This window comes from Pantoea sp. Ap-967, assembly GCF_011752565.1.
Taxonomy (GTDB): Bacteria; Pseudomonadota; Gammaproteobacteria; order Pseudomonadales; family Pseudomonadaceae; genus Aquipseudomonas.
Genome location: NZ_VWXK01000011.1, coordinates 136,951 through 148,532, shown reverse-complemented (window position 1 = coordinate 148,532; position 11,582 = coordinate 136,951). Strand labels below are relative to the sequence as shown.

Below are 11,582 nucleotides of genomic sequence, written 5' to 3'. Positions count from 1 at the left end.
CGAGCACTGTTTCCCCTAGAAACGTCCAGACACCAATGAATGGCTCAGCCGCTTCAGCCAGGGTTAAGCCATTCATTGCTATCATCCCGGCCTTCTTCCTCATGAATCGCCAGCATGCCAGCCTGTGCCCTGCCCGACAGCTTCTTCGACCGCGACGCCCAAACCCTGGCCAAGGCATTGCTGGGCAAGGTGATCCGCCACCGCCACGGCGGCCTGTGGCTGGCCGCGCGCATCATCGAAACCGAGGCTTACTACCTCATCGACAAGGGTAGTCACGCCTCCCTCGGCTATACCGAGAAACGCAAGGCGCTGTTCCTCGACGGCGGGCACATCTACATGTACTACGCACGCGGTGGCGATTCACTCAATTTCAGTGCCCAAGGCCCGGGGAATGCGGTGTTGATCAAGTCCGCCTACCCATGGCTCGATGGGCTATCCGATGCCAACAGCCTGGCGCAGATGCAACTGAACAACCCCGATGCCAGCGGCAACCTGCGCCCGGCCGAACGCCTGTGCGCCGGGCAAACCCTGCTGTGCAAGGCCATGGGCCTGAAGGTGCCACAGTGGGATGCGCAACGCTTCGACCCCGAGCGCCTGTACGTCGAAGATTGCGCCATTGCCGTGCCACGGATCATCCAGGCTGCACGCCTGGGCATTCCCCATGGCCGCGACGAACACCTGCCCTACCGTTTCGTTGACGCCGAATACGCCCGCTTCTGTACCCGGAACCCGCTGCGCCGTGGGCAAGTCGAAGGGCGGGACTTTTTTATCCTCGAACAAGGAACCTGAACCATGGGCCAATGGCTCGACAGCCTGACCGGCTGGCTCAGCGCCAACCCCCAGTGGCTTGGCCTGGCGATTTTCCTGGTTGCCTGCGTGGAATGCCTAGCCATCGCCGGCATCATCGTGCCCGGCACGGTGCTGCTGTTCGCCGTTGCGGTACTGGCCGGCAGCGGCGCGTTCAGCCTTGGCGAAACCTTGCTGCTGGGCTTTCTCGGTGGTTTGCTGGGCGATGCGCTGTCGTACACCATCGGCAAATATTTCCACCAGAACATCCGCCGCCTGCCCCTGCTGCGCCATCACCCGGAATGGATAGGCAGCGCCGAAACCTACTTCCAGCGCTATGGCGTTGCCAGCCTATTGGTAGGCCGTTTCATCGGCCCGTTGCGGCCGATGTTGCCGATGGTGGCCGGCATGTTCGACATGCCGCTGCCGCGCTTCATCGCGGTGAGCCTGTTGGCCGCCGCCGGCTGGTCGGTGGCGTACCTGTTGCCCGGCTGGGCCACGGGCGCTGCGATGCGCCTGCCGCTGCCGGACGGGTTCTGGCTGGATGCAGGCATCATTGCCGGCACCCTGGCGGTGCTGATCGGGCTGAGCCTCAACAGCAGCGTGCGTGACCAGCGCCACGGGACCCGGTTGATCGCCGGGCTGAGCTTCATTGCCTTGACGGCAGTGTTCCTCGGCTGGCCGTACCTGCAGGCTTTCGACCAGGGGGTGATGACACTGGTGCAGGAACACCGCAGCCAGATGATCGACGGCGCCGTGGTGCTGGTAACGCGGCTAGGCGACTTCAAGACCCAGTTCTACCTGGGTGGCGTGCTGACGGGCTTGCTGCTGCTCACCCGGCAGTGGCGCCATGCCCTGTTCGCCGGCGGCACGCTGATAGGCACTGCACTGGCCAATGGCTCGCTGAAATGGCTGTTCGCCCGCGCCCGGCCGGAGGTACTGAGCGACCCATTGACCAGCTACAGCATGCCCAGTGGGCACAGTTCGGCGTCGTTTGCGTTCTTTCTGACCCTGGCGGTGCTGGCCGGGCGCGGCATGCCCCCGCGCATGCGCCTGACCTGGGTGCTGCTGGGCTGCATTCCGGCACTGGCGATTGCCTTGTCGCGGGTGTACCTGGGGGCGCATTGGCCGACCGACATCATGGCTGGCGCGTTGCTGGCCTGCTGCGTGTGTGCGCTTAGCCTGACCCTGGTGCAGTACCGCCAGCCGCTGACGGCAATGCCGCAGCGGGTGTGGTGGCTGATATTGCCGGCGTGCGTGGCGTTGCTGGCGTTCTTTGCCCTGCATGCGTTGCCGCATGCGCTGCTTCGTTATCAGTATTGAGGTTGCCTGGGCGGGCCCTTTCGCGGGGCCGGATCAGGCAAACAACTCACCCTGGATCCGCTCCAGCAACTTCTGGATTTCCTCAAGCCGCTCACCCGGTGAGTCGATGGCCAGCAGATCAAGCTTGTCCTCTTCCATGAACGGCAGCAGGTAGGCCAACTGGTTGGCCAGGGCCTGGCGCCCGTCCACCTCGCGGGGCATGTCCAGCGCCTCGACCATCGGGTGCTCGCCCAGTGCCACCAGCAGCGCCAGCAGGTCGTCGTCGTGCTCGGTCAGCGGGCTGTCGGCCTGCTCCGCCAGCCAGTGCACCTCGCCCAGCAGCAACTGGTCCTTCTGCACCTCGGTTTGGCTCAGCTCGAAACGCCGCACGCCTTCCACACGGATGCCCAACAGGCCGTTGTCCTGTTGGACGAAATCGCGAATCAGCGCCTCGCAACCGATCGACGCCACCACCGGCGGCGCCTTGCCCACCTGTTCGCCTTCGACGATGCACACCACGCCAAAGCCGCTGCCCTGCTTCATGCAGCGGCTGATCATGTCCAGGTAGCGCGCCTCGAAGATCTGCAAGTCCAGCAGGCACCCTGGAAACAACACGGTATTGAGAGGAAACAGCGGTAGCGTCATCACAACTCCTCAAGCCACCAGGCTGACCGCCAACGGCAGGAACACCGCCGTGGCCACCCCCATCAGGCTCATCGCCAACGCGGCGAAGGCGCCGCACTCGTCACTTTCCTGCAAAGCCACCGAGGTGCCCACGGCATGCGCCGTCACACCCAGCGCCATGCCGCGCGCCTCAGGGCTGCGCACCCCCAGGCGGCTGAGCAGCGCCGGGCCGAAGATCGCCCCGATCACCCCGGTAATCAACACGAACACCGCCGCCAGGGCCGCCACCCCGCCAATCTGCTCGGCCACCAGCATGGCGATTGGCGAAGTCACCGACTTCGGCGCCATGGTCATCAGGATCATGTGCTCGGCCCCAAACCACCAGCCCAGCAGCAGGCAGCAGACCGTGGCGAACAGGCCTCCGATTACCAGCGTAGTAAAAGTCGGCCAGAACAGTTGGCGGATACGCCGCAGGTTGAGGTAGAGCGGCACGGCCAGGGCCACGGTGGCCGGGCCGAGCAGAATGTTCATGATCTCGGTGCTCTTGCGGTATTCGCCATAGCCAATGCCGCAGGCGAGCAGCACGCCGATCACCAGCAGCATCGACACCAGCACGGGCTGGAGGAAGATCCAACGGGTTTTCTCGTAGGCCGCCAGGACGATCTGGTACGCCCCCAGGGTGATGCCGATGCCGAACAGCGGGTGGTGGATCACCGCCTCCAGGGCGCCTTGCCAGTCAAGGGTCATGGCTGCTCCTCGTGTTTGCCCTGGCGGTGCATGAGCTTCTGCATCAGCACGCCGACGAATATCAGGGTGAGCAGGCAGGAGATCAGCAAGGCGCCGGCGATGGCCCAGAAGTCTGCGGCAATGTCCTTGGCATACACCATCACCCCCACTGCTGGCGGCACCAGCAACAGCGGCAGGTAACGCAGCAGGCTGCTGGCGGCTTCGTTCAACGGTTTGCCGACCTCGCCCCGGGCCATGAGGAAACACAGCAGCAACAGCAGGCCGATGATCGGCCCCGGGATGATCGGCACGCACAAGTGGTTGATCGCCGTTCCCAGCAGTTGAAACAGCACCAGCCAGGTCAAACCACGCAACAGCATAAGCATCTCCTTCGGCCATGCCGGCCATTATAAGCACGGGCTGGCTGTAAGCCGATATTCGCCGAAATGTGGTCAACTTGACTGAATCGGTTCGGCGTGCTGATCTTGCACACTCGTACCAAATGACAACCCGGAGAGTCGCCATGCCCTATGTACCCGTTACCGAGCTTGCGCAGTACGTTGGAAAGGAACTGGGACGTTCCGACTGGCTGAAGATCGACCAGCAGCGCATCAACCTGTTCGCCGAAGCCACGGGCGACTTCCAGTTCATTCATGTGGACCCGGCGAAGGCTGCCAAAACGCCGTTCGGCACCACCATCGCCCATGGCTTCCTGACCTTGTCGCTGATCCCCAAGCTGATGGAAGACATCCTGGTGCTGCCCGAGGGGCTGAAGATGGTGGTCAACTACGGCCTCGACAGCGTGCGCTTCATCCAGCCGGTGAAAGTGGACAGCAAGGTACGGTTGAAGGTGGACCTGGGTGAAGTGACCGAGAAGAAACCGGGGCAGTGGTTGCTCAAGGCCACCGTTACCTTGGAGATCGAGGGCGAAGAGAAACCGGCCTATATCGCCGAACCGCTATCGCTCTGCTTCGTCTGACCCCAAAGGCTGCCCACTTCCCCGTAGGCGCGAGCAAAGCTCGCGATGCTTTCTCTGGCGCTGACCATTTCGGTTGCCTGTGACGGCCTCATCGCGAGCTGCGCTCTCTCCTACCAGAGTTGCAGCTGCTGTTTCCGTCGGGTCACAGATACCTGCGCCCCGTATTCTGCGGCATACTCGGCAAACCTTTGTGCCCGGATTCCGCCATGCGTCCACTGCTCCCCCTCGCGCTGTCCCTGATGCTCGCTGCCTGTGGCGATGGCGAGTCGCTGGCCCCGCCCGACGCCCGCCTGCCCGATGGCGGCCGCTACCGGGGCCAGGTGGTCGACGGCCTGTTGCAGGGCGAGGGGCGGATCGACTACCCCAACGGCAGTTGGTACGCCGGCAGCTTCAAGGACGGCCAGTGGCACGGCCAGGGCGAATGGCGCGGCAGCAATGGCGAGATCTACCGCGGCCAGTTCGACAAGGGCCTGTTCCATGGCCTGGGCGACCTGACCACGCCGGGCAGCCACTACGCCGGCACCTTCAGCCATGGCCGGCGCGACGGCGAAGGCACCCTCAAGCAGGCCGACCAGAGCTACCGTGGCCAGTTCAAGGACGACCAGTACGACGGTGCCGGCGAGCTCGAAATGGCCGACGGCAGCCGCTACCAAGGCTTGTTCGCCAAAGGCAAGCCCAATGGGGCCGGCGTACGCAGTGACGCCAGCGGCAACCAGTTCAGCGGCCGCTTCGTCGATGGCCAGCTGCAAGGCAGCGGCACCTACGACAGCGTCGATGGCGAGCAGTACATCGGTGAGTTCAAGGATAACCGCCTGGAAGGCCGCGGCCGCTATGAGAATGCCGATGGCGATGTGTGGATCGGCGAATTCAAGGACGGCTCGCTGCTCGGTGAAGGCGAACTGCTGGGCAGCGACGGCAGCCATTACAAAGGTGGCTTTGCCGACTGGCACCTGTCTGGCCAGGGTAGCCTGCAGCTGCCCGATGGCAGCAAGTATGTCGGCGGTTTCGACAACGACGCCTACCAAGGCCAGGGCAAGTTGACCCTGGCCAACGGCCTGGTCGAAAGCGGCTACTGGGTCAACGGCGTGCGCGTGCGCGACCAGCACGGCAAGTTGCTGCCCGACCCGCTGGACCTGGCCCTGCTCAACCAGGGCCGCCTGCTCGACGAAGCGCTGGCCAAGGTGCCGCGCTCGGCCGCGCCGATCCAGCTGTACAGCCTGGTATTGGCCGGTGACGGCCAGCAGAGCGTGTTCCTGCGCGAAGCCGACTACGTGAGCAACATGCTCAAGGTGCGTTTCGGCGCCCGCGGCCAGGTCACCTTGGTGAACCACCGCGACCAGATGGCGACCCGGCCCATGGCCACCCGCGAAAACCTGACCCGCGCCGCCCGCACCTTGGCCGAACGCAGCGGCCCGGAAGACCTGGTGTTCATCTACCTGACCAGCCACGGCAGCGAAGACCACCAACTGGTGCTCGACCAGCCGCGCCTGCAGCTGGCCGACCTGTCCGCCGACGAACTGGCCAGCGCCCTCGCCCCCCTCAAGGACCGCGACAAGATCATTGTCATCTCCGCCTGTTATTCAGGGGGCTATATCCCGGCACTCAAGGACGACCGCACGCTGATCATGACCGCCGCACGCGCTGACCGGGTGTCGTTCGGCTGTTCGGAAGAGGCCGACTTCACCTACTTCGGCGACGCCCTGTTCGCCGAAGCGCTGAACCAGACAGACGACCTGAAACAGGCGTTTGAACTGGCGCGCAGCAGTGTTGCCGAACGAGAACGCAGGGAAGGTTTCGAGGCTTCCGAGCCCCAGTTCTGGGCACCGCCCGCAGTACTGGCACATTGGCAGCGCTTGCGCCGGCAACAGGCAGAGGAAGCCTTGCGCAATGCGGCGCAGGCGCAAGCGCAGGAACAGGCAAAAAGCCCTGCCAGCCACTAAGCTTGTGTGTAACAAGGGAGAGACATCATGTATTTGACGCCTCAGCATGTCCTGCTTGCCGGCGCTACCGGCCTGACCGGCGAGCACCTGCTCGACCGCCTGCTCAACGAGCCGACCATCAGCCGCGTGCTGGCGCCGACCAGGCGGCCCCTGGCCGAGCACCCGCACCTGGAAAACCCGGTGGGTGACCCGGCGGTGTTCCTCCCTCAGCTGGCCGGGCGAGTGGATATCGCCTATTGCTGCCTGGGCACCACGATCAAGCAGGCAGGATCGGAGCAGGCCTTCCGCGCGGTCGACCTGGACATGGTGGTGGCGTTCAGCAAGCGTGCCCGGGAAATGGGTGCGCGGCATCTGCTGGTGGTGAGTGCGATTGGGGCCGACCCCAAGTCGTCGATTTTCTACAATCGGGTCAAGGGCGAGATGGAAGAAGCGCTCAAGGCCCAGGACTGGCCACAGCTGACCATCGTCCGGCCTTCGCTGCTGCTGGGTGAGCGGGCCGAGCCACGGCTGGGCGAGCGGTTGGCATCGCCGTTTTCCAGGCTGATTCCGGGTAGGTACCGGGGGATCGAGGCTTGCACACTGGCACGGGCGCTGTGGCGCTTGGCGCTGGAGGAAGAGGATGGGGTGCGGGTGGTTGAGTCGGATGAGTTGCGCAAGCTGGGCAAGCATTGATGGCGGCTTGTGAGGGCCTCTTCGCAGGCAAGCCTGCTCCTACACCCTGTAGGAGCAGGCTTGCCTGCGATAGGGCCTTCACAGACCACCCCGCGCGTTGAACCCAACGCCGGCCGCCGTCAGCAAGGACAACGGCAGCAGCAAGGTATCGAGCAGCATGCTCCCAGGCAGATCCAGCCGCGGATACGCTGGCGCCTCAGCCCCGAAGTGATCCTTCGGGCAACACCCGCCATTGATCGCGTACAGGTCCAGCCGCGTTCCGGCATATACCAGTGGCGCCCCTGGCTTGCCGGCATCCAGGGTGCGCACCGTGGCACACCCGCCAAGCACCAGCATGGCCAGCGCCCCGGCCAGCAACTGCTTCAATCATCCGCCCCGTAATGATGCTCGCCCCAGCGCGGCAACATGTCCTGCGGTATGTTCAGCAGGTTGAGTACCCGCGCCACCACGAAGTCGACCAGGTCATCGATGGTTTGCGGCTGGTGGTAGAAGCCCGGCGCCGCCGGCAGTATCACCGCCCCCATCTGCGACAGCTTGAGCATGTTCTCCAGGTGAATGGTCGAGAACGGAGCCTCGCGCGGCACCAGGATCAGCTGGCGACGCTCCTTCAGGGTAACGTCGGCGGCGCGCTCGATCAGGTTGTTGCAGGCGCCGGTGGCGATGGCCGACAGCGTTCCCGTGGAACACGGCACCACCACCATTGCCGCTGGCGCACCCGAACCCGAAGCCACCGGCGACATCCAGTCTTCCTTGCCGTACACACGGATCTGCCCATCGGCAGCACCGGTGTATTCGGTGAGAAATGCCTGCATCGCCTGGGGCTTGGCCGGCAGCACCACGTCGGTTTCGGTGGACATCACCAACTGCGCGGCCTTGGAGATCAGAAAGTGCACCTCACGGTCCTCGCGCACCAGGCAGTCGAGCAGGCGCAGGCCATACTGTGCGCCAGAGGCGCCCGTCATGGCCAGGGTGATGCGCTCTGGCCCGCTCACTTCAGGGCCTCGGCCAGCTTGCCGTGCAGGCCGCCGAAGCCGCCGTTGCTCATGATCACCACATGGGTGCCTGGGCGCGCCTGGCCTTTCACCCGCTCGATGATGCCTTCGAGGCTGTCGGCCACCACGCTTGGCACCTTGCACAGGGCCGCGGTGGCGGCCAGGTCCCAACCGAGGTTGGCCGGGGCATACCAGATGACCTGGTCGGCATCGTTGACGCTTTCCGGCAAGCCATCACGGTGGGCACCCAGCTTCATGGAGTTGGAGCGTGGCTCGATGATGGCGATGACCGGCGCCTCGCCGACGCGCTTGCGCAGGCCGTCGAGGGTGGTGGCGATGGCGGTCGGGTGGTGAGCGAAGTCGTCATAGATGGTTACGCCCTGCACTTCGGCAACCTTTTCCATGCGCCGCTTGACGCTCTTGAACGCGCTCAGGCCTTCGATGCCCATGGCTGGCACCACGCCCACGTGGCGGGCAGCGGCCAAGGTGGCCAGGGCGTTGGCGACGTTGTGCTGGCCGGTCAGGCCCCAGTCCACCACGCCCTGGGCTTCACCTTCGAACAGCACTTCGAAGCGCGAGCCGTCGTCACTGAGCAGGCGCGCCTGCCACTGGCCACCGGCGCCAGTGGTCTGTACCGGGGTCCAGCAACCCATGCCGATAACCCGCTCCAGGGCGTGCTCGGTGGTGGGGTGAATGACCAGGCCTTCGCTTGGAATGGTGCGCACCAGGTGGTGGAATTGCCGCTCGATCGATGCCAGGTCTGGGAAGATGTCTGCGTGATCGAATTCGAGGTTGTTGAGGATCGCCGTGCGCGGGTGGTAGTGCACGAACTTCGAACGCTTGTCGAAGAAGGCGCTGTCATATTCATCGGCCTCGACCACGAAGAACGGCGTGCCGCCCAGGCGCGCCGACACCGAGAAGTTCTGTGGCACACCGCCAATCAAAAAGCCCGGGCTCATGCCAGCGTGCTCCAGCACCCAGGCGAGCATGCTGCTGGTGGTGGTCTTGCCATGGGTGCCGGCCACGGCCAATACCCAACGGCCCTGCAGCACATGGTCGGCCAGCCACTGCGGGCCGGAAACATAGGGCAGGCCCTTGTTCAGCACATATTCCACCGCTGGGTTGCCCCGCGACATGGCGTTGCCGATCACCACCAGGTCCGGTGCCGGGTCCAGCTGGGCCGGGTCGTAGCCCTGGGTCAGCTCGATGCCCTGGGCCTGGAGCTGAGTGCTCATGGGCGGGTAGACGTTGGCGTCGGAGCCGGTGACACGGTGGCCAAGTTCCTTGGCCAGCACCGCCAGCGAACCCATGAAAGTGCCGCAAATACCGAGAATATGAATGTGCATGGTCGACCTCGCAAAACTTCGAGGCAGGGTAGCCCAGGGCGCAGGAATTCGCACCCGGTGTTTTGCTCAGGCGCCCCTGGCGATGCCGTGTTTGCGCAGTTTTCGATACAAGGTATTGCGGCTGATGCCCAAGTGCTCGGCGACCCGGGTCAGGTGCCAGTGTTTTGCCTCCAGTATTTCCATCAACGCCTGGCGCTCGGCGTCCTGCAGCAGTTCACCACCTGCCTTGTAGGAGCGGGCTTGCCCCGCGAAAGGGGCTGACTCGACAGCTTCATTACCTGGTTGGACGCATTCGCGGGGCAAGCCCGCTCCTACAATGGCGGGGAGGTCAGGGAGGCGGATCAGGTTGTCTTCGCACAGGGCCACCAGGGTACGCAACACATTGCGCATCTGCCGCACGTTCCCCGGCCAGGCAAACGCCAGCAGTGCCTGCCGTGCCTCGGGCGCCAGGCGAACCCCCTGCCCGTGCGCCTCCTGGTGCAGCAGGAAATCCAGCAACGCCTCCTTGTCAGTGCGTTCACGCACCGCCGGCAGCGCCACCTCCAGCCCATTGAGCCGGTAGTACAGGTCTTCACGGAAACTGCCCTGCTCCACCCGCTCCAGCAAATCCCGGTGGGTGGCACTGACGATACGCACATCCACCGCCTGGGCCTCGCCGCCGATGGGCACCACCTGGCGCTCTTCGAGCACCCGCAACAGGCGGGTCTGCAGGGCCAGGGGCATGTCGCCGATCTCGTCGAGCAACAAGGTGCCACCATCGGCCTGCAGCAACTTGCCGCGCATGCCCTCCTTGCGCGCACCAGTGAAGCTGCCGCCGCGGTAGCCGAACAACTCGCTCTCGATCAGGCTTTCGGGTATCGACGCGCAGTTCACCGCCACGAACGGCTTGGCGCTACGCTGGCTGGCCCGGTGCACGGCTTGGGCGAATGCTTCCTTGCCGCAGCCGGTTTCACCGCGCAGCAGCAACGGAACGTCACGCTCGAACACCTTCACCGCACGGTGAAAGTCCTGTTGCAGCGCCGGGTCCAACAGGCAAATGCCCGGCTGCGCCGGTGCCCGGGCCTCGGCAAGGCTGCCCGGCACTGACCACACCGGCACCCTGGCCTGCCCGCGCAGGCTGGCGAACACCTGGCGGCCATCACGGGTGCGCAGCGGCCAGGCAGTGCTGCCGCCAGGGGTGGCGCGGCTGAACAGTTCGTCATGGCTGCAGGCAAAGAACCTGTCCAACGGTTTGCCCAGCACACCGCCACGAACGGTGCCCAGCAGGTTCAGCGCGCTTTGGTTGGCGGCGCAGATCCGGCCATCGCCATCGAACGCCAGCAAGCCTTCGCTGAACAGGCCCACCGATTCGGCCTGCAAGTGAAAACGCAACAACCAGTGCTGCTCGAAATGGCGCAGGAAGTAACAGCTTTCGATCATTTTCGCCGAAAGGTTGACCAGCGCCATGGTGTGGAATTGGCTCTGGCGCGACACATCCGGCCGCGCCGAGGACACGTCGAGCACGGCCAGCAGCTCACCGTGGGGGTCGAACACCGGGCTGGCCGAGCACGTCAGCCCGGTGTGGCGGCCACGAAAGTGCTCGTTCTGGTGAATGGTCAGGGCCTGGCGCTCGACCAGGCAGGTGCCAATGCCATTGGTGCCCTCGCGCGCCTCGCTCCAGTCTGCACCCAGCCATAGCCCGGCGTGCTCGAAGTTGCGCCGTTCATTGGGGGCGGTGACACAGTTGAGAATCACCCCACGGGCGTCGGTCAGCAACACCGCGTGGCCAGCACCGGATAATTGCTGGTGCAGGCTGTTCATCTCGTGGTCGGCAATTTTCAGCACCTGGCGCAGGCGCTCGCGGCTTTCCAGCAAGCGGCCATGCTCCAGCACCACCGGCGCCTCGCTGACCGAAGGGTCGAGGTGATAGTCGTCCAGGCAACGCAGCCACGAGCGGGCAATCGAGGGGTCACTGTCGGCCTGGCCACGCGCCACGGTGTGCACCTGCTGGGCATGGCGGCTGAAGGGGTTGCTCTGCATGGTGTTGTTGTTCTCCGCAGATAGAGACTTCCCCCAGCATCCTCCACCCGCGCAGCCTTTGCAATGCAGCCACCTGCAACGTGTCGCAAACGGCACAAAGTGTCACCCAGGGCGTGCCAGGGCTGGCACACAGGCCCTTCAGCGCGCCCCGCAACGAGGCCTAAGCCATTGATTCCACAGGCGTGCACCACGCTGG

General features: G+C 64.7%; 12 protein-coding genes. 5 read left to right on the top strand and 7 right to left on the bottom strand.

Annotated features, from left to right (window positions below):
- The first annotated feature begins 114 nt into the window (after positions 1-114).
- On the top strand, positions 115-789 hold the full coding sequence (locus tag F3J45_RS14165) for a DNA-3-methyladenine glycosylase (RefSeq protein WP_167063361.1): 675 nt from the start codon (positions 115-117) through the stop codon (positions 787-789).
- Between the two features lie 3 nt (positions 790-792).
- On the top strand, positions 793-2,109 hold the full coding sequence (locus tag F3J45_RS14160) for a bifunctional DedA family/phosphatase PAP2 family protein (RefSeq protein ID WP_167063358.1): 1,317 nt from the start codon (positions 793-795) through the stop codon (positions 2,107-2,109).
- Between the two features lie 33 nt (positions 2,110-2,142).
- On the opposite strand, the gene F3J45_RS14155 is transcribed toward F3J45_RS14160, so the two are convergent.
- The 3 genes from F3J45_RS14155 to F3J45_RS14145 are packed head-to-tail and all read right to left on the bottom strand — an operon-like array spanning position 2,143 to position 3,818.
- Positions 2,143-2,733, bottom strand: a complete 591-nt coding sequence (locus F3J45_RS14155) for an LON peptidase substrate-binding domain-containing protein (RefSeq protein WP_167063355.1) — start codon at positions 2,731-2,733, stop codon at positions 2,143-2,145.
- A gap of 9 nt (positions 2,734-2,742) precedes the next feature.
- On the bottom strand, positions 2,743-3,459 hold the full coding sequence (locus tag F3J45_RS14150; RefSeq protein ID WP_167063352.1) for an LrgB family protein: 717 nt from the start codon (positions 3,457-3,459) through the stop codon (positions 2,743-2,745).
- Positions 3,456-3,818 carry a CidA/LrgA family protein gene (locus F3J45_RS14145; RefSeq protein ID WP_167063349.1) on the bottom strand — a complete coding sequence of 121 codons (363 nt, stop codon included), beginning with the start codon at positions 3,816-3,818 and terminating at the stop codon, positions 3,456-3,458. The genes F3J45_RS14150 and F3J45_RS14145 overlap by 4 nt, the downstream gene beginning before the upstream one ends.
- A gap of 143 nt (positions 3,819-3,961) precedes the next feature.
- On the opposite strand from F3J45_RS14145, the gene F3J45_RS14140 reads away from it, so the two are divergent.
- The 3 genes from F3J45_RS14140 (at position 3,962) to F3J45_RS14130 (ending at position 7,029) form a co-directional block, all read left to right on the top strand.
- Positions 3,962-4,417 (top strand): MaoC family dehydratase, encoded by a 456-nt coding sequence (locus tag F3J45_RS14140; protein WP_167063346.1) that lies wholly within the window; start codon positions 3,962-3,964, stop codon positions 4,415-4,417.
- A 206-nt stretch (positions 4,418-4,623) separates the two neighbouring features.
- A complete protein-coding gene (locus tag F3J45_RS14135; RefSeq protein WP_167063343.1) occupies positions 4,624-6,357 on the top strand; it encodes a C13 family peptidase in 1,734 nt (577 codons plus the stop codon).
- Between the two features lie 27 nt (positions 6,358-6,384).
- Entirely contained in the window at positions 6,385-7,029 is a 645-nt protein-coding gene (locus tag F3J45_RS14130; protein ID WP_167063340.1) for an oxidoreductase, read from the top strand.
- A gap of 78 nt (positions 7,030-7,107) precedes the next feature.
- Here F3J45_RS14130 and F3J45_RS14125 read toward each other — a convergent pair whose 3' ends face one another.
- The 4 genes from F3J45_RS14125 to F3J45_RS14110 form a co-directional block, all read right to left on the bottom strand.
- Positions 7,108-7,395, bottom strand: a complete 288-nt coding sequence (locus tag F3J45_RS14125) for a YceK/YidQ family lipoprotein (RefSeq protein WP_167063337.1) — start codon at positions 7,393-7,395, stop codon at positions 7,108-7,110.
- Positions 7,392-8,021, bottom strand: coding sequence for a flavin prenyltransferase UbiX (ubiX, locus tag F3J45_RS14120; RefSeq protein WP_167063334.1), 630 nt, complete (start codon positions 8,019-8,021; stop codon positions 7,392-7,394). The genes F3J45_RS14125 and ubiX overlap by 4 nt, the downstream gene beginning before the upstream one ends.
- Positions 8,018-9,367: a UDP-N-acetylmuramate:L-alanyl-gamma-D-glutamyl-meso-diaminopimelate ligase gene (gene mpl, locus F3J45_RS14115; RefSeq protein WP_167063331.1), complete on the bottom strand. Its 1,350-nt coding sequence runs from the start codon at positions 9,365-9,367 to the stop codon at positions 8,018-8,020. The genes ubiX and mpl overlap by 4 nt, the downstream gene beginning before the upstream one ends.
- A 66-nt stretch (positions 9,368-9,433) precedes the next feature.
- A complete protein-coding gene (locus F3J45_RS14110) occupies positions 9,434-11,386 on the bottom strand; it encodes a sigma-54-dependent Fis family transcriptional regulator (protein ID WP_167063328.1) in 1,953 nt (650 codons plus the stop codon).
- Positions 11,387-11,582: the final 196 nt, after the last annotated feature.

Excerpts from the sequence above, each read along its gene's own strand:
- F3J45_RS14140 (WP_167063346.1), top strand. The coding sequence starts at position 3,962 with ATGCCCTATGTACCCGTTACCGAGCTTGCGCAGTACGTTGGAAAGGAA.
- F3J45_RS14155 (WP_167063355.1), bottom strand. The coding sequence starts at position 2,733 with ATGACGCTACCGCTGTTTCCTCTCAATACCGTGTTGTTTCCAGGGTGC.
- F3J45_RS14110 (WP_167063328.1), bottom strand. The coding sequence starts at position 11,386 with ATGCAGAGCAACCCCTTCAGCCGCCATGCCCAGCAGGTGCACACCGTG.
- F3J45_RS14160 (WP_167063358.1), top strand. The coding sequence starts at position 793 with ATGGGCCAATGGCTCGACAGCCTGACCGGCTGGCTCAGCGCCAACCCC.
- F3J45_RS14150 (WP_167063352.1), bottom strand. The coding sequence starts at position 3,459 with ATGACCCTTGACTGGCAAGGCGCCCTGGAGGCGGTGATCCACCACCCG.
- F3J45_RS14165 (WP_167063361.1), top strand. The coding sequence starts at position 115 with ATGCCAGCCTGTGCCCTGCCCGACAGCTTCTTCGACCGCGACGCCCAA.
- F3J45_RS14145 (WP_167063349.1), bottom strand. The coding sequence starts at position 3,818 with ATGCTGTTGCGTGGTTTGACCTGGCTGGTGCTGTTTCAACTGCTGGGA.
- mpl (WP_167063331.1), bottom strand. The coding sequence starts at position 9,367 with ATGCACATTCATATTCTCGGTATTTGCGGCACTTTCATGGGTTCGCTG.
- F3J45_RS14130 (WP_167063340.1), top strand. The coding sequence starts at position 6,385 with ATGTATTTGACGCCTCAGCATGTCCTGCTTGCCGGCGCTACCGGCCTG.
- F3J45_RS14135 (WP_167063343.1), top strand. The coding sequence starts at position 4,624 with ATGCGTCCACTGCTCCCCCTCGCGCTGTCCCTGATGCTCGCTGCCTGT.